Genomic DNA, 18,442 nt, shown 5'->3' with positions numbered 1-18,442 from the left:
TTAAAGACGGGGTAATAATGGGAGATGGGATAATGGGGAAACCTAGGTCAATGGCCACAGCAAGTAGATTTCTAAAAAAAAAAAATAAGGAATAGGACAAGTTCAATCAGAAAACACCGATGTCCCATAATCTATTTTCACTGTATACCAATAAAAAATAAATGAAGTGCAAGTTTCACAACATAAACATACCACTCAATCCAGATCTCAAACACATCCAAAAGTGTTTGTAGCCCCTACGCCAGTTGTTCAAAAAAAGTTAGCGATCGGGGAAGCTGAGGATAGGTATGAACAGGAAGCCGAAACCGTTGCCGATGGGGTGATGAGGATGCCTGCATCCCAAATTGCACCCCTACAGCGAAGATGCGAAACCTGTGGGGAAGAGGAAGAATTACGGATGAAACCGATACGTCCAACCATCGCCCCGATTTTCCAGAAACAGGAAGAGGAGGAATTGAGGATGAAACCACTAGCAACAATCAATACTCCCATTATTCAAAAACAAATGAAGGCAGAAAGTACTTTGCATATGGAGTGTACGTCTGCAGATACTATAATTCAAAAAGAAGATGGGCCTACCGGTACAGAGTCTCCAACCCCCAATACAGAAGTATCAGTTTCCGCTGCCGATACGTTGCCGAACCTCAGCCTACAGCTTCCTTCGCCGTTGATCCTCCGTGCAAATGGTGTTATGTACACTTCCCCAACCTTCCTTGTTCAGGGACCTAATGGGAGCATTGTAGATTTGGCGCCCTACACGGGTAATGGGTTGGTGGACTTTCCGTTGGCTGCTTTAGAGTCCTTGGGTATTCCTATTCTAAGTTACTTTCAGTTCCATCTGGGACGTGCAAGGCAATATTTGGGACAACATTTTGATAGTGCATACGGACTTAGCGGAGGTACCTCTTTTATCCGAAATGCATTGCACTACGGTTATATTACTGCCGATGATGTCACCCTATTCGGGGCTCCCAGTAGTTTTCACTTTGAGCACTATCAAGGCATTCCAAACCTGAACATTGTTGCCAATCCTATGGACATCGGTACAATGATCAATGTGAGTTACTTTAATTATCCGCTGGAAGAAGGTCAAAATAACCCAGCGGTATTGTTTACGATTACGGCTCCCTTTAACCAAAACCCTTTCGAGGCGTTTGTGAATCTGGGTGGTGCCATCGGTCATGCCTTAAGTGGTGACCTCTATAACCTGCCAAATGTCACCCATAGTTATCCCCGATTTCAAGGGGAACCCAATCGTGAAATAGGAACACCGACCACTACCACCCAAATAAGCCCCAAGGCTAATTCACAGTTAAATCCATCTATGGGTTTTGAATCAAAGTTTAACGCTAAAAAAGGAGGTGGACGATTCTTGCCTAACCCAACCCGCGAGTGGATGGAACATCGTATTGGTGCTGATTTCTCTAAAGTAAAAGTGCATACGGACCAAAATGCTTTCCAAATGAGCCGTCAACTGAATGCCAGGGCCTTTACCAGTGGTTCCGATATTTATTTTAACCAAGGGCAGTATAATCCACAAAGTTCAGCGGGGAAACATTTGTTGGCGCATGAGTTGACCCATGTGGTGCAGCAGCAAAATCCGATACCAAAGGAACAACCCCCTTCCATTCAAAAAACGGAGGCTAGTCTAAGGGCCGCGTTTGAAGATGTGCTGGACGATGTTTTTGTAAATATGGCAAATGTGTGGCCGGCCATTAGAAGTGAAAACAGTCAGACTGTCCGTGATGCGATTAAGAACGATCAAATTATGGAACGGAAGATCCGAAGAGAGGCGTCAGAAATGAAAATGTTAAAAACCTACCTGTTATTAACCTACCAGTTAGAAAGCAACTATCCGGTCCATTTTAGGGAAATCTTGGACGCCACCGATCGTTGGGGAACCCATGAGGCCAGAATAAACTCGGTATTAAGGGGTGTCACCCAGACTGAAAGGGAGGAGCTACAGGCAATGCCCGGGCTCATTGAGGTCCTGGAGGATGAATTGTCCGGGGACGAACTGGATACCTCCACCAGCTTACTTTATACTAATATTGACCCTGGGGATACAGGTAGTGATTCGGCCTCCGTGCAAGGCTATGCTATTTTGGAAAGTGGGGAACGAAAAGATTTAAATGTAGCTGCCCGCTCAGGATTTAGGGGAAGGGATTTTGATAGGGTCGTAGTTATGGTAAGAGAGGCCGCCAGTCATGAAGGAGGTGCCCATGGAGTTAATATCCTGGAAGATATTGCACTATGGGCCCTAATTGCGGAGGAATATGATCCAGAGGAAGTTTGGTATTTACGAATGGTTGCCAGGCACCAAGGGGTAGAGAATTTCGTTACCATATCCGGGCAAGCTAATCCGTATGTAAAAAATATATGGAAGTATATAAAGGGTTGGGGAACCAAAGAGGAAGAACTCATAGCAGAATTGACCCTTATAAATGGTAATGCACAAGCCAGAAATATTATTGTTGGGGATCCGTGGTTTGTTCATATGCTGGAGGAAGAATTGTCCGGTGAGGATCTGGATCTAGCAAGGACAGCCATTGGGATTCATGAGTTTACCCCCGCTACAAAACAAAAGGAACTGCTGAAGGCCATCAGGAAGGAAAACATGGTTGCCATCCGATCAATTCTTACCGATAATACCCTTAGTGCTACCCAGCTACGACGATTGGGGAGCGACCCAAAAATACTATCGGAAATGGGAGATGAACTAAGTGGTGTGGACCTTACCGAAACAGCTTTATTGTTAAAATATGGTAGTGCAGCCATGCCGGCCAACGTGGCCAGTCTCATCCAAAAATTTCGGGCTACGGAGATAAATGTCAGTGATATAGATGGTTTCCTTAGAGGGCTGAGTGCGGCTGATCAGAGGACAATCATTAATGAGCCCGGTGTTTATTTGTTGTTAATCAATTCTGGACTGTCTGGCAGTGATCGAAATTTGCTCCTTGCTGCGATTCGTTCCCACGATCCCTTATGGCAGACGGCTGGGGCCGAAGGTACGCATCGTACACGAAGTGCTTCAAGAATTCCGGTGACACTACCTGTACATTTTACCTCCAATGAGATTCGAATACCCTTAAGGTTCAATATTGATGATTCGGAACTTCCTTCCGATTATGAGTTTAACAATGCAACCCTGGAAGATTGGGTCCGAATTATAGATGAGAACTGGAACAACAGATTTGTACTTAAGAGTGGTAGCAAAAGGTTACGACTGGTATTTGCCAATTACATGGCCATTGGTCTATCGAGCCCTGACAAAACCATTGTTTTGGAAGATGATATAGGAAGGTCTGCGGTTTGGCGAAGGAGCGGAAGGATGAAAGTTTACTTGAGGGGTGCCAACGGTGATGGCTTTGACGACTCTACCATGGCGCACGAATTTGGACATATCGTTGGCAATCCCGATGAATATAATTTAACTCCCGCAGACTATAGTAGGTTAACGGGCGAAGCGGCCAGTGGAAGTAGAGGTGGTACCGATGTAGCAGGCATGATGGGAGACCACAGGGCCAGTACGGAACTCGATGATAGGCACGTAGAAGTGGTCAGGAGGATTGTAAACCTCGTAAGGGATACTACCGTTTACCCAACTCCTTTTACCATCGTATAACCTCTTGGAATCAATGGAGGTCACTGGAGGTTCTACCCTCGTCGTTTAGCGGAATAATTTAGACGTTTTAGCCTCATTTCGGCCTCTTTTTGCAAGATATTTCTTAAATTTAAGTCACATTAACCCAAGGATAAATAGTAAACTACCAATACTACCCCACCCAAGCTTTTGAGGTAGCCTTTACGTACTGATATTTCCCCCGATTATGCATGGAACAATGTTAAAGGAATTGGACATGCCCTGGAAGTCGACTTCCAATTTTATAGGGAACCAAAAAATTAAAGGAATACTGTATGGCGCTGATACCTGGTTTTGAATATGATATTTTTATAAGCTATGCCCATGTAGACAATGCAACATTCTCCGGGCAGGAAGAGGGCTGGATAAAATTGTTTTATGCCCATTTAAAACAGATGTTGGACAGGCGCTATGGCCGTATGGGTACGGTTAAGATTTGGTGGGACGACAAGAAACTGGACGGCACCAAACTTTTTGACGAGTCCATCAAAAACGGCATAGCACAGTCGGCCATTTTTCTTGTGCTAAATTCTCCAGGTTATAAGCAATCCGATTATTGCCAACAAGAGCTGGAACTATTTCAGGAAAAGGTTCAAAACGATCCTTATGGGCTTCAGGTGGCAGACCGATCCCGAATCGTTCACGTATTGCTCAATAATATCCCCTACGAAGAGTGGCCAACCCCCTTGAGGGGAACTACCGGATTTAGCTTCCATGACGCCCGGGAGAAGGAAGATTTCGGAGACCTGTTGGAGACGGATTCCAAAAATTATATATCCCGAATGCAGGATCTAAGGGACGGGATATGGGAATTGATCAATGATTTAAGGAGGGAGCGGGAAGAACGGACTTCAAATCCTACAAGGGTTGCCGATGCCTTTACCATCTATATTGGAGAAGTACCCGATACGTTGCGCACTTCCCGTAAACGTATTATCTCCGAACTGGAAAAAAAGGGTTATGAGGTTATTACCGGAATTCCGCCTCCGGATGAGGTAAATGCACATCGAGAATCTACCGAGGAAGCCATAAAAAAATCGGATCTAACGGTCCATTTATTGGATCAATACCCAGGGAGGGAGATTATAGGTGCCCCCCAATTCTGGTATCCCCAGAAACAAGCAGAGATCGCACTCGGGTTTCAAAATCCGCAAATGATCTGGGTACCGTCGGAATTGGATTTCTCCTCTATCGAGGAATTGGAGTATCAACGTTTTTTAAGCGATTTGGAAGCAGGGAAAGGAATGTCCAAGGGCGTGGAGTTTATTCGTGGGCCCAAGAGCCTATTGGCAAAGCAGATTGCAGACCTTGCGGAACAGATTAAATTGATGGAAGTGGAGAATCCTTCCACCGAGGATAAGTTATCCGTGCTATTGGATACGCATTTAAACGACCAGAATTATGCTTTCGATTTGGGGAAAGCATTGCTGGAAAACAATATTCAGCCTTTTATAAATCCCCAGGAGGATGATCCGCGAAAAAATATTGAGATCTTGGGCAATAGGATCGGGCAGGTTAAGAAACTCATCTTTCTCTATGGCAAGGTATCCCGTGAGTGGGTTCTTGAACGTATGAGTGCGGCCCTTCAACTGATTATCACCCGTAATTATCCCATTGAGGATTTCCTAATTTATATGGCACCGCCACACAAGGAAGACAACGATCTGTGGATCAATCAAAAGTTTCTGAAAATTAACATTATTGACAATAGCAATCAACAGGTTTTAGATGGTTTGGCACTGGAAAAGTTTATAAAAGCATTAAAACCTACGGGAGTATGAAGGGAGATTCATTAAATCCATATGTAGGCCTGCGGCCCTTTGACGTGGATGAGAGTTTGCTGTTTTTTGGTCGTAATGACCAGGTCATGGAGTTGTTGCAGCAGTTGCACAGCTACCATTTCGTTGCGGTAGTAGGGAGTTCCGGTTGCGGTAAGTCGTCCCTATTACGAGCGGGAGTCATTCCTGCTCTAAAGGCAGGCTATTTAATACAGGGAAGCGATCAATGGTGTATCGGGATTATGCGTCCTGGGCAAGCCCCACTTTATAATCTGGTAAAGGTGTTGGTAGGGTGGACTGATGCCGAAAGGGATCTTCAGGAAATTCCCAGACTTTTAAGTGCAATGGAAGTGGATGGGATAAGTCCCTTACTCCAGTTTCTCAAAAATATAAAACAACAGCAGCATAAAAACTTCTTTCTTTTAATAGATCAATTTGAGGAATTGTTCCGCTTTACCAAGGTTCAGAAAAGTGCTGCCAACAAAGACGAAGCGAATGACTTCGTAAATATAATGCTGGAACTCTCCAAGCAGCAGGAAGTCCCTTTCTATGTGGTAATTACCATGCGGTCCGACTTTTTGGGGGATTGTACAAAGTTTTATGGGCTGCCCGAGGCCATGAACAAAAGCCTGTTTCTGGTACCCAAACTAAATCGGGTTCAATTAAAAATGGCCATAGAAGGACCGGCAAAATTATATGCTGGCAAACTCAATCCCGCCCTAGTCTCCAGGCTTCTGAATGATGTAGGCCAGTATGAAGATGAATTGCCCTTATTACAACATGCATTGATGCGTATTTGGGATCACGAACTGCAGGAGGACAAAAGTGGGGAATTGGATATGCGCGATTATGAATATATAGGGGGCATGCAGGAGGCATTGGCAAAACATGCAGACGAGGCCCTGGCCGGCATGGATAAGAGACAGTTCTCCATCGCTAAGGAAATTTTTCAGTCCCTGACGACCATCGATGAACATGGCCGTAAGACCAGACGCCCTGTCCTGCTCAGCCAACTGGTAGAACTCACCGGAGCCAAGCCAGAGGAGGTACTTCGGATAATCCAATTCTTTATAAAAGGGAAACGCTCCTTTCTTATTGTAAATGACGTAGCCGATACAAGGGATAAGGTGATAGATATCTCCCATGAAAGCCTGATTAGGGAATGGCAACGGTTGAATCGATGGATGGATGAAGAAGCAGAATCGGCCAAGATCTATCTGCGGTTGGTGGAAGCTGCCGAGCTGCACCAACAGGGAAAAAAGGACTTTCTTAGCGGGAGTGAGCTGGAACTGGCCCTTGAATGGAAAAATAAATTTAAACCTACCAAGGTATGGGCAAATCGTTATAAAGAAGGATTTGAGTTGGCCATGGAGTATCTCAAGGCTAGTGATGATCAAAACCTGGAAAATCTACGATTGGAGGAGGCAAGGTTAAAACAGGAACTAAGAAGTAAAAAAAGACTCCGCGCCTTATTCTATTGGATTGCAGCTTTGGTGTTGATTTCTGCAGTAACCCTTTTTACGACCTTTAATTATAAAAAGTTAAAAGAAAAAAGTGAGGCAGCGGAAAAATCTGCGAACAAACTTGCTAATTTAAATGACAGTATTGCTAAGGTAGCTCTAAAGGAAAGGGATGAGGCAACGGCACAACTGGAAACCTTAAAAAGTGCCCAGGATTCCATTGAGAATATCATCGCGCAATCCGGGGCTGATAACGCTACTAAAAATAGGTTGACCCAAGTTTCCGCCAACCTAAATACCGCCATAAAGCAATCTGAACAGGACATTAGAAGGAAGGATTTACAGGTGAAAAGAACCAATGAGGCCAGTAATTCGGATGCGATTTTGAAAACCCTGAAAACGCTTCAATCCGCTAACAGGGGGGAAATGACCCCCGAGGAATTGGGAGATGCCTTTTACTTTCTTACCAAGACCAAAATTACGGCTTGGACTCCAAGTTTAATTGCGGAAGCGGAAAAAACGGTTGCTGAAATACAAAAGGAAGTCCGAGCAAAGAAATATACCCTTGATTCGAAAGCGATTTCTCAAATGAAACTATTTATGGCACATTTTGCGGAAATCAAGGAGTATGGTAAAAAAGCCTATTCCAAAACAGCCAATTAATTCCTTCCTTGGAATTACCATCTATATCACCAAAGGGAATACTAAGTAGCTTAATCAACACCAACTAGCACCATTTATACACTCATAGGCACCAACTATGCAGTTGTACCCAATCTATTGAATCAAATTGACTAAATTGTTACTGCCGATGGCACTTTTCTCCCTGATAGTACTGTGATTCCCCCTGTTAGAATAGCTAAAATATAATCCTATGTCGTTTGCCTTGGATAAGCTTATCATAAAGGACCACTACCAGAAATCGATCCAAGAACTGGGAGAGCTGCCGGTTGCTGCTTTAAAAGGGGTGTCCCCTAAAGATGCGGCTCTTTTACAGGAGGCGTTTAATATTAAAACCATTAATGACCTAGGCGCCAATTCTTTTTTTCTTGCTGCCCAAGGTATACAACGTGCAGCAATGGACAATGAGTACGATCCAGGTCCACCGCCATTTTGGCTTCAAAAATTCTCCGAACTTTCCGATGACTATTATCTACACCATCCTTCCCAGCGTTTTAGAACGGCCTTTGGGGGGGTGTTGTACAGAGGAAGACTGGACAATACCGCTAGGGTGTTGATCATTGGTCAAGACCCATCAACCGACGAAGCGATTGCCAGAAGAGCATTCGTGGGATCGGCAGGACAACGGTTACAAAAATTTTTAAACAAGGTGGGCATCACCCGGTCGTATATCATTATAAACACATTTGCCTATAGCATTAAAGGGCAATTTGATACGGAAATGCGGAGAGTCTCCTTGGAACCTACGCTTAAAACATTTCGGGATGATTTGATAAATACCTTCATCAAAAAAAATCCCATCCAAGCAATTTTAACTTTTGGGGCAGGAGCCAAGCACGCCTTGAATCATTGGGAGAATTCCAAGAATATTACGGTTTTTAATTTGGTACATCCAACAGCTCCGGAGCAAACTACTCATCCCAGTTGGAATGACCAGTTAGCGCCTATTGCAGATTTTTTGACACCGGATGATGCTTCCGCATTGGATCTTAGCCCGTATTCCGGAAATTGGGACCAAACGCTGCATATGGCCGATATCCCTAGATATGATTTGCCCTACGGCCTTCCTTATTGGCATGGCACACATGGAACCAATAGCAAACGAGACCCCGCGGATAGGGTGAAAAATATAATTTGGCAATCCATCTAACCCATGCCCAACCATCCTATACATCCCAATTTTAATCTTAAGTATGCTCTAGAGGGCAGGATCGTTACTATGGATAAGGATAGCAGGGTTCTGGATAGGGGGAGGGTATTTGTGCAAAATGGGAACATAGTGGGCATTAGGAAAGTGAATGAAGGACTTCCCGACGGCTTCAAAAAAGCAGATGTCATAAAAGCCGGAGGAACCATTTATCCGGGAATGATTGAGCTTCACAACCATCTTCCCTATAATATATTACCCTACTGGATAGCGGATAAACAGTATAGGAACCATTCCCAATGGAAGGGGATAAAAGGCTATCGTATTAATGTAACCGGTCCCATGCAAACCTTGGGCAAATCCCCCGGATTTCCGCAGGCAATTGTTAGATATGTGGAATGTAAATGTCTAGTGGGTGGGGTAACTACCTCACAGGGGATTACTTTGGCTAATTCTAGCCTTACTAAAAAGGTTTTCCATGGGGTTATCAGGAATGTAGAAGAAACCAATGAGGACGCCTTGCCGGAAGCGCTCACCAAAATTGCCGATGTTAGACCAGGGGGAGCCCAGGCATTTAAGGACTCCCTGTCCGAAATAAAGACCCGATTGTTGCATCTTGCGGAAGGAGTAGATGAAAGGGCAAGGTCCTTTTTTACCAACCTACGGATTTCCGATGGTCAATGGGCCATCACCCCAAAGGTAAACGGGATACATTGTGCCGGCTTAGAACCTGAAGATTTTAAGGTTTTAGGAGATCATGGAGGGTCCATGACCTGGTCCCCAATGAGTAATTTGGTGCTTTACGGTGGTACGGCCAATATTAAAGCGGCCAAGCGCAATGACATATTGATCGCTTTGGGATCCGATTGGTCGCCCAGCGGGAGTAAAAATCTATTGGAAGAGTTAAAAGTTGCCTATCTGGTAAGTCAATACGAATATGATGCGCCTGTTTTTTCTAATGAGGAATTGGTGCGTATGGTTACTTCCAATCCTGCCCGTATACTGGGATGGGAAGGAGCCTTAGGATCACTGGAAACGGGGAAAAAGGCAGATATGATTGTTGTTCATGGCTACAAAGGTGATCCGTATTACAAGTTAATTCAGGCTTCGGAAATAAGTCTTTTGGGAATTTTTATTAATGGAGTCCCTAGATGTGCCCAAAACAGAATTATAAAAAAATTTGATTTTGACCCCCTACATATAGAAAAATTTAAAATAGCGAATTCTACCAGATACCTCTACCTGAAGGAGTCGGACCCCGATAATATTCTCCAGGGCGTGGCTCTTCAAGCAGCCAAGGATAAAATAGCACGGGGTCTCAATAATTTAAATGAGCTGGCTGCCAACTTGGAGCAGGCCAATGGGAGCCCTTTATTGACTGCATCGGATAACCCCTTGAATACTGAATGGATTTTAGTAACCGATCATCATGAGGGTGCCGATGCGGATTTGGACGAGGCGCAATTGGAATGGGGCGGGGGCATCCCCTTCAGTGAAATTGCCAAACCGCTTCCCTTGGACAAGCTAACGGTAATGGAAGACGATGAGCATTTTAGAAGAATGGCCTACCATCCCTTACCGGCATATATAAGAAAGGAATTGCCGGATTTCTATGACCGGTCGTCTTTGTCCCTAATGCACAGCGATTATAATATAGAGGGACTGAAATTAATAAACTTGGAGGAACCCATTCCCTTGGAAACCTTCGAGAAAATGTCCAGTAATTTATCCGTGGGGGAGAAATTGTGCATTTTGGACCAGGTGAAACTTATCCTTGGGGAAGTATATGTGCATCAGGTACTTAAGAGGTCTATGTATGCCGTACATCCAATACACAGAATTGATTTAATGAAGCGCAACATTAAAAATGATGCCAAATATCATCCGGAGCGGTTAGAGGACGACTATAAGTTTCACCAGGAACTTCTACATATTTTCAGTTCCCTTAGAGACCTGCACACTAAATACATTCTTCCCAGACCGTATAAAAATAGGTTTGCTTTTTTGCCATTTCTTATTGAAGAATACTATCCCACTCCCTTCGATACTGAGCCTAAATATATCATCACCACTTATTTTAGGGATATCCTAATGGATAACCCGGATTATAAAACTGGACTGGAGGTATTGTACTGGAACAATATTCCAATAAAAAAGGCGATAGCGCTAAACTCCGAAAATCAATCGGGGAGTAATGAGGCAGCTAGGGATGCAAGGGGGTTGGATACGCTTACCATACGCTCTTTGGGGACTTCCAGTCCGCCAATTGAACATAGGGTCCAATTGGAATGTTTTGATCCCGAAACGGCTACATATTTGGAGCTCCAATTTGAATGGTTGGTTTCGTATCACCCGCCCCAATTTGATCTGGACAAACAGAAAAAAAACGCTACCATGTTGTCCTATGGTTTTGATTACGATACCTTGTCGGTTAATGGGTTAAAGGGAACCCTATATGGTGGGGCAACCAAAAATAGACCTCCCCAAAAAAAGAGTTCGTGGGCCCGTCCCAAGAACTACCCGGATTTAATGAAGGGGAAGGTTGTAAAAAAATCCTCGGAAGGTCTAAGTTTTGGGTATATCCGAATCTATAGTTTTGCCGCTTCCAATGCAGAAAAGTTTGTAGAAGATTTCATTTCCGTACTCAAAATTCTGGAGGAGGATCCTATAAACGGTCTCATATTGGATATTAGAGGGAATGGGGGCGGATTAATTACAGCCAGTGATCTTTTATTGGCACACCTAACGGAAGGGGCTATGGAATTTCAGTGCGCACAGTTCATTAATTCGGAACTGACGCTTCAACTTTGCGAGAAATATGGAGATAAGAATGATATCATTGATCTGTCGGATTGGATTCGTTCAATTAATCTTTCAAAAGTTACGGGAGACCGTTATTCCAGGGGATATCCAATTACGAAATTGGAAGGGGGGCAACGGTTGAAAAGTATTTTTCCCCAACCAAAGGTTTTAATTGCCGATGCCCTTTGCTACAGTGCGGCCGATATGTTCGCTGCAGGCTTTCAAGACCATGGCCTGGGGAAGATTATAGGAATCCACTCCAATACTGGTGCAGGAGGGGCAAATGTCTGGAGTCATGAAATATTGCGGGGTCTTATGGCAGATCAAGTTCTAGACGGAATTCCTCTGAAACCAATGCCAAAAGGAGCTAATTTAAGTGTAGCCGTCCGTAGAATTCTTCGTAATAATGGGGAACCAATAGAAGATCTGGGCATTGTGCCAGACCTAAGGCATAAGATTACAAAAAATGACCTGCTTCATGGAAATGCAGATCTAATAGAAACGGCCATGGATACCCTTTCCAATATTGATTTCTAAATAAGTATAAGTGATTTATTGGTGTCAATGAAGCGACATCACCACTAAGGGGTTGTTCCCGTACCCAATTATCTTTTAAGAGTATTGTAAAGTACGTAAAAGTTTATAGTAGCTAAAGATTTCCTTTAAATTAATGTTGGTGGTTTTTACTGCTTTCCGTTTATTTGAAGTGTCTATGTAAATGTTTAGACCCAGATCATGGATTTTCCATCGCGGGACTATAGAGAGTGATATTATTGATTAGGCCCTGTTTTTTTTGATTTATTCTTGGCTATATTGAAGGGATCTGAAACTGTGGTAGTTTCCAAGATAGCCTTTGTTTACAGGGAGCAAACTGGGGTTTAATCAATAAGCAAAGCGGTCTAATGAATGTGGCCCCTGAATTTTAAAAGTATTGTTTTGAGTAATATATTATTGATAACAGGAATTTTTGGTTTTATCCTAACAAGCATATTTTTCCTAAAGAAGTCTACCAACCCCAAGGCCACTGGATTTTTGGGTGGGTTTTACCTATTGCTCTCATTCTACACAGTTCAGGCCTATATCATAGATGGTGGAAATTTGGCACTAGCTCCCTGGTTTTTTTTATGGCCACTGATGCTTTATAATGTAATTGCCATCCCTGTTTACTTTTATTTTATAACAATTATAGAGGATGAATTTAAATGGAAGAATAGCTACCTATTATTATTTATCCCATTTATTTTAAGTGTGATTGATGTAAGCTACGTCTATTTGCAGCCAGATGCGCTATATGACAGTATGTTGCATGAGGCTATCACCGACCCAAAAAACAGACTTCATGTAAGTTATTGGTTGTTAAATTTAGATCAGCATATGCTTATGCGGCATGTGTGGCAGTTTTCCACATTAGTGTTGGTATGGCCCAAGTTGCGAAATTTTATTAGGGAAGATAATAAGGAAGACCAAAAGGTTATCTTGAATAAATGGTTGATGGTTTTTTGGGTGTTCTTGATGCTCTTTTCTATTTTGGCTATGTTATATGCTTTAGAAAACATGATGAGATCTAGTGTGTTGGAGTTATTGTTTCATTATAAAAACAGTAAGGCCCTTATACCATTGATACTGTATCTTATCATATTTTCCATAGGTGTTATTCCTATTTACTTTCCCTCAATTCTTCACGGTTACCCTCGAATTAAAAAACAGCCTGTAAAAATTGAAAAAGCTATCAATCCATCTTCTGAACAAAAATTTGGATTGGAGGAAACCAAAATAAAATCCAAATTGGAAAACTTGCAACAGGAGCGACGCTATTTGGAAAAAGATTTTAACGTTACCAAATGTGCTAGGGAATTGGAAATACCAGCACACCATCTTTCCTATTTTATAAAGAAATATTACGGGATTTCTTTTACCGCCTACAAGAATAAGTTGCGCATGGAGCATGCAAAAAAATTAATCGAAATAGGTTTTTTAGAAACTAATACCATAGAGGCCTTGGCTTGGGAATGCGGTTTTTCAAGTAGAAGCTCTTTTAGTAAGGCTTTTAAAAGTGAAATGGACCTTAGTCCAAGTGAATATGCGCTAAAATTTGAGGCCGATAGCTTATAGTGCACTTTTACAGCTTCTTATGGGATGTAATTCCATCTTCTAGTAGGTGTTCTTATTTGATTTGAACACTCTTTTTATCCGTTTAATAGCAATATTTCTCGTTTAATGTAGTTTTTTTGCAATCGTAGTTTGAAGTATAGAAAGAAAATTCGCACTTTTCTAGACGGTTTTATATTGACCAATTCTGACAAGTTGGTAACGGAAAAAAGCATGTAAAATATCTTTCTTATTTCACTTTAACGAACTAACCAAGAACCAAATTTTAGTGATTTGATTACCATGAAAACCCCAACCATTACATTGTTATTATCCTTTTTCTGTTTTTTAAGTTATGGTAGTTTATTAGCACAGGGCGAATTTATCACTACCTGGAAAACCGATAATCCCGGAAAAACCGATGCCAAGAGTATAGAAATCCCTATAGGGGAGGGAATTTTTAATTATACGGTAGATTGGGGAGATGGGTATAGCACTTCCCATAGGGGGGCTGCTAAGCATACCTATTCTAGGGCGGGGATTTATATTGTGAAAATAAGTGGCGACTTTCCACATATTAAATTCAGTTTACATTCGGACTCTAAAAAATTACTTTCCGTGGAGCAGTGGGGTAACCAGGTTTGGGATTCTATGGAAAAGAGTTTTTATAAATGTTCCAATGTGGTAATCAATGCCGCGGATGCTCCTAATCTTTCGAAGGTTAGCAGTATGCGAGGGATGTTTGACGGTGCCCGATCTTTAAATCAGGATATTGGTCATTGGGACGTTAGTGGCGTTACAGATATGGGGCATATGTTTAGTAGTGCTGTACGTTTCAATAAGGACATCGGATCCTGGGATGTTGGGAAGGTAAGAGATATGAGTTTTATGTTCCATGGTGCAAAATCCTTCAATCAAGATATTAGTGGCTGGGATGTAAGTAGGACTAATAAGATGGAAATGATGTTTATGAATTCCAGATTGTCTACCGCTAATTACGACAAGCTCCTAAAAGGGTGGAGTATGCTAGACTTACGGCGTGGAGTTTCATTTTTTGTAGGTGAGACTACCTTTTGTGAGGGAACAACCGCTCGCCAATTGATTATGGATAAATTTGGATGGTCCATCATAGATGCCGGTAAGGATTGCCCAGCTGAGCCCTATACCACCACTTATAAAATAGGCAAACCCCGTCCTGGTAATGCCAGTCCTATCAACATAAGGAAACGATTTCTTTAGTGGCAGTTTACACCAAGTGGCAAGGCGCTTGGCTATAATTTGTATCTCCATCAATATTTTTTGTGATGGGATTTCTTAGGGTTAATGGCATTTCTATTCTTACTTATCCCGTATTGGGTTTTTGGGATTCGGCATATTCGCTGGGAGGTACTTTAAATTCTGCCTTGAAGGATCTTGTGAAATATTAAGGAGTAATAAAGGTTAAGGTGGATTGCAAATCAATAGCCGCACTATTTCTTCTTGATCTTTTGTTTTTAGTACCATTCTTTGGTGTATTGTTTTAGAGTAAGGTGTTTGTACCCCTACTTTATAGATGGTTTTGATGATATCAATTGCTTGCTCTGCACTATAATTTGCTTGCTTTTCTTTTAATAGCCTCTCCAGTTCCTTATAAACCTTGCATGCTGCGAAGGAAATGGATATATGCGTTAATATTCGTCTTTTCAACCGGTGGTATATTGGACGTATTTGTAAATCAGATTTTGAGATGCGAAAGGTCCGTACTGCTGAATAACTTCTTCCTTGCTTAGAGATGCATTGGTTATGTATCCTTTAAGCCCATCCCATTTCTTATCAGCTTCATACTTGTCGTAATTTATGGAGATATTTACATCTCCCTCCATTTTCAGGTATTTGTTATAACCTCGGTTATTAATGTTTTTTTTACCAAGCTTACCTGATGTAATGGATTTTTCAAGCTTCTCTAACCCTCTTTTACGATTTTTTGCATCTTTTTTAGCGCGGCTACTCCTATAACTTATAATAAGCTTTTCTGAGCCTAACATCGGGATAGCTGCACTTTCCTTGTTATGGAGATCGAGATCTAATAACTGGGCTGTCAACTCGCTCCCTAGGTTCTTAATCCGTGCCCCTAAAATATATTGATACCCTTCTTCTTTAAGGCATGCAATGTTCTTTTTAGACATTAATCCAGAGTCCGCTACAACAATGAGTTGTTGTGTCTCGTACTTGTCTTTAAAATGCTCCAGAACGGGCATCAGGGTGTCTCCTTCATACTTGTTGCCTTCAAAAACTTCATAGTCTAGAGGGTAGCCATTTTGACTTACCAGCAGACCTAATACAATCTGTGGGTGCTGATGTTTACCATCTTTACAAAATCCAGCTTTTCTCAAATCATCTTCCTGGGAAGCTTCAAAGTATAATGTGGTTACATCATAAAAAACAACCGATAGTTTTCCGCCTAATAATTGCAGGGTATGATCAAGGCTAATGGTCTTAATTTGCTCCATTTGCTTGTCATGTAGTTTGTCTAAGTATCGGTAGATACTATATACACTCGTCTGGATGCCTTTGTACTTGAACAAGTAATCCGTAGTCTTGAGTTTGCTTACTGGATATACGATGCGGGTAATAACCAAGTCTCTAAAAAATTCATCCTCGATAGCATTAAATCCTATTTGGTCAAGGATCTTTCCCAGTAATAACTCAGGTCCAACCAAAGACATGCTTTCTAAGCTCGCTACAAAGGTATCGACAAACTGCAGCTCTTCTTCATGATAAAAAGGAAGAAGGGCCTGTGAACCCATGGTTTTTATCTTATGTTGCGCTTTATGGTAAAGAAATTCAATCTCATCAGCATCTTTGGAACTCCCCACGGTTTCATATAAAACATACTTGCCAGAGGATTTATCTACGATCTGAATACTCACTGATCCACTTGCATTACGCTTTCGTCGTACAAACATGACACTAAAGGTAGAAAAAGCACATGAAATAGGCGTGGGACACCCAAAACAAAAATAAAATTCAATGTTTACAGGGGTTCCCAAGCCTTACCTAGCAGAGGCGCACAAAACAGGAGGATGCAGAGGGCGATACGGCTGTGCAAATAAAGTTGCATAGTGATCATCCCAAAGTGATAATGGGGCTTGGAAATGAGAGTAAAAACAATTCCCTACAATTGACGGTGGTGAATGAAAATGCTTTCTGTTTGGCAAGTTTATGGAAGGGGTCTATTGTTTGTGGGGATAGTATCTATCCAAGCTATAGCCCTTCTAGTTGTTCTGGGGAAATAGTCGGGGAAGATTGTCAAAAATTAAGAATTGAGTTTGACTTTTGGGCAGATGCCAACCTACCTACGGTTTTGGACCTAGAATTATGTGCTGTGAATACCGGTACAAATACCGGTACGGTAACCTAACTGGAAGATTATAATGTAGAAGGAAGTGGTTATAACATTACTTTTTACAAAGGCGATGCAGGGACCTATGATGTGGAATCTGGGGAACTGAATCTTGTTCTTGGCTTTTCAGGATATGATATCGGAGGAGATGGGAAATACAGATTTACCATTAAAAAATAAGAAAACTGTACTGGGATGCGCCAAAAGCTGCATTTTGGCGCCTCTTAATGGATTTAATAGTAACAAATCCAAAAAATTATAGGTTGGTTAATTTTGGAAGGTAGGGGGAGTAGCTCCTCGTGCCTTTTTTATGGACAATATTTGTAAAATGATGAAACGAAATTTATTTAACTATATCCTAATTGCCTCACTTGTCTTCCTAGGATGTAACCCCAATACCAAGAACAATGAAGAAACGATGGTGAATTCTAAGATGGATTCCGTCTCCGAGGCTTCTTTTAATGGCGAGTTAAGGGTGCTTCAATTTAATATTTGGCAGGAGGGTAATGAAGTGCCAGGCGGGTTTGATGCAATTGTAGACGAAATCTTGAATACCAAAGCGGATTTAGTTGCCTTAAGTGAAGTGAGAAATTATAACGATCGGAGTCTTGCCAAGCGGTTGGTAGATGCCTTGGCAGAAAAAGGACAGGTGTATTACTCCCAACACAGCGAGGATTCGGGTATTATCTCTAGGTTTCCCATCCTTTTCCAAGAAGCGCTATATCCGCTAAAGGATGATAGAGGAACCATTACCAAGGCCTTGATTGATGTGGCCGGTACTTCCGTAGCATTTTATAGTGCTCATTTGGATTATACCCATTATGCATGTTACCTCCCAAGAGGATATGATGGCATTAACTGGGGCAAGTTGTCCGAACCCGTGTTGAACGTAGAAAAAATATTGGAACAGAACCTTGCCTCCCAACGGGATGAGGCCGTTGCCCTCTTTGTGGAAGATGCCATGAAGGAAAAAGAAAAAGGCAATTTGGTGATTTTGGGGGGCGATTTTAACGAGCCGTCCCATTTGGATTGGGGAGACGATACTAAGGATTTGTTCGATCACAATGGGGTGGTAGTTCCTTGGCAAAATAGTATCACTTTTTATAACAATGGATTGGTAGACGCTTATCGTGTAAAATATCCAAATCCCGTGACACACCCAGGGATTACCTGGCCTGCCAACAACACTCTGGTTGAAGTGGATAAATTGGCATGGACTCCCGAGGCCGATGATAGGGACCGAATAGATTATATATACTACTACCCCGATCAGGGGTTGGATCTTAAGGAGGTGTCTTTGCTAGGGCCGGTAGGCAGTATTGCTTATGGGAAAAGAGTCCCTACCAATCCTGGGGAAGATGTAATTAAGGAACCAAAAGGAATTTGGCCTTCGGATCATAAAGGGGTTTTGGCTGTATTCCAAGTTAAATGAGCAAGGAGAAGTGCTACTATGGAATGCTT

Annotated in this window: 9 protein-coding genes and 1 pseudogene; 9 read left to right on the top strand and 1 reads right to left on the bottom strand. The window is 42.2% G+C overall.

Annotation, left to right across the window (positions count from 1 at the left end; genetic code table 11):
• Positions 1-166 precede the first annotated feature (166 nt).
• From BV214_RS04700 to BV214_RS04670, 7 genes are all read left to right on the top strand, one after another.
• Positions 167-3,625 carry an eCIS core domain-containing protein gene (locus tag BV214_RS04700; protein WP_245806744.1) on the top strand — a complete coding sequence of 1,153 codons (3,459 nt, stop codon included), beginning with the start codon at positions 167-169 and terminating at the stop codon, positions 3,623-3,625.
• Between the two features lie 293 nt (positions 3,626-3,918).
• On the top strand, positions 3,919-5,424 hold the full coding sequence (locus tag BV214_RS04695) for a toll/interleukin-1 receptor domain-containing protein (RefSeq protein ID WP_086476323.1): 1,506 nt from the start codon (positions 3,919-3,921) through the stop codon (positions 5,422-5,424).
• Positions 5,421-7,544 carry an nSTAND1 domain-containing NTPase gene (locus BV214_RS04690; protein ID WP_086476322.1) on the top strand — a complete coding sequence of 708 codons (2,124 nt, stop codon included), beginning with the start codon at positions 5,421-5,423 and terminating at the stop codon, positions 7,542-7,544. Before BV214_RS04695 ends, BV214_RS04690 begins: the two co-directional genes overlap by 4 nt.
• Before the next feature lie 211 nt (positions 7,545-7,755).
• Positions 7,756-8,712 (top strand): uracil-DNA glycosylase family protein, encoded by a 957-nt coding sequence (locus BV214_RS04685; RefSeq protein WP_086476321.1) that lies wholly within the window; start codon positions 7,756-7,758, stop codon positions 8,710-8,712.
• 3 nt (positions 8,713-8,715) lie between these two features.
• Positions 8,716-12,048, top strand: a complete 3,333-nt coding sequence (locus tag BV214_RS04680) for an amidohydrolase family protein (RefSeq protein ID WP_086476320.1) — start codon at positions 8,716-8,718, stop codon at positions 12,046-12,048.
• A gap of 399 nt (positions 12,049-12,447) precedes the next feature.
• A complete protein-coding gene (locus tag BV214_RS04675) occupies positions 12,448-13,623 on the top strand; it encodes a helix-turn-helix domain-containing protein (RefSeq protein ID WP_176328453.1) in 1,176 nt (391 codons plus the stop codon).
• A 279-nt stretch (positions 13,624-13,902) separates the two neighbouring features.
• Positions 13,903-14,838: a BspA family leucine-rich repeat surface protein gene (locus tag BV214_RS04670; RefSeq protein ID WP_086476318.1), complete on the top strand. Its 936-nt coding sequence runs from the start codon at positions 13,903-13,905 to the stop codon at positions 14,836-14,838.
• Between the two features lie 201 nt (positions 14,839-15,039).
• Here BV214_RS04670 and BV214_RS04665 read toward each other — a convergent pair.
• A pseudogene (locus BV214_RS04665) lies at positions 15,040-16,544 on the bottom strand (IS1634 family transposase).
• 176 nt (positions 16,545-16,720) lie between these two features.
• On the opposite strand from BV214_RS04665, the gene BV214_RS04660 reads away from it, so the two are divergent.
• Both BV214_RS04660 and BV214_RS04655 read left to right on the top strand, forming a co-directional pair.
• On the top strand, positions 16,721-16,999 hold the full coding sequence (locus BV214_RS04660) for a hypothetical protein (RefSeq protein ID WP_086476317.1): 279 nt from the start codon (positions 16,721-16,723) through the stop codon (positions 16,997-16,999).
• A gap of 310 nt (positions 17,000-17,309) precedes the next feature.
• Positions 17,310-18,413: an endonuclease/exonuclease/phosphatase family protein gene (locus BV214_RS04655; RefSeq protein WP_217868587.1), complete on the top strand. Its 1,104-nt coding sequence runs from the start codon at positions 17,310-17,312 to the stop codon at positions 18,411-18,413.
• The last annotated feature ends 29 nt before the right edge of the window (positions 18,414-18,442 follow it).

Origin of the sequence: Arenibacter amylolyticus (assembly GCF_002150785.1) — a bacterium.
Classification (GTDB): Bacteria; Bacteroidota; Bacteroidia; order Flavobacteriales; family Flavobacteriaceae; genus Arenibacter; species Arenibacter amylolyticus.
This window is presented reverse-complemented; position numbering and strand designations above follow the sequence as displayed.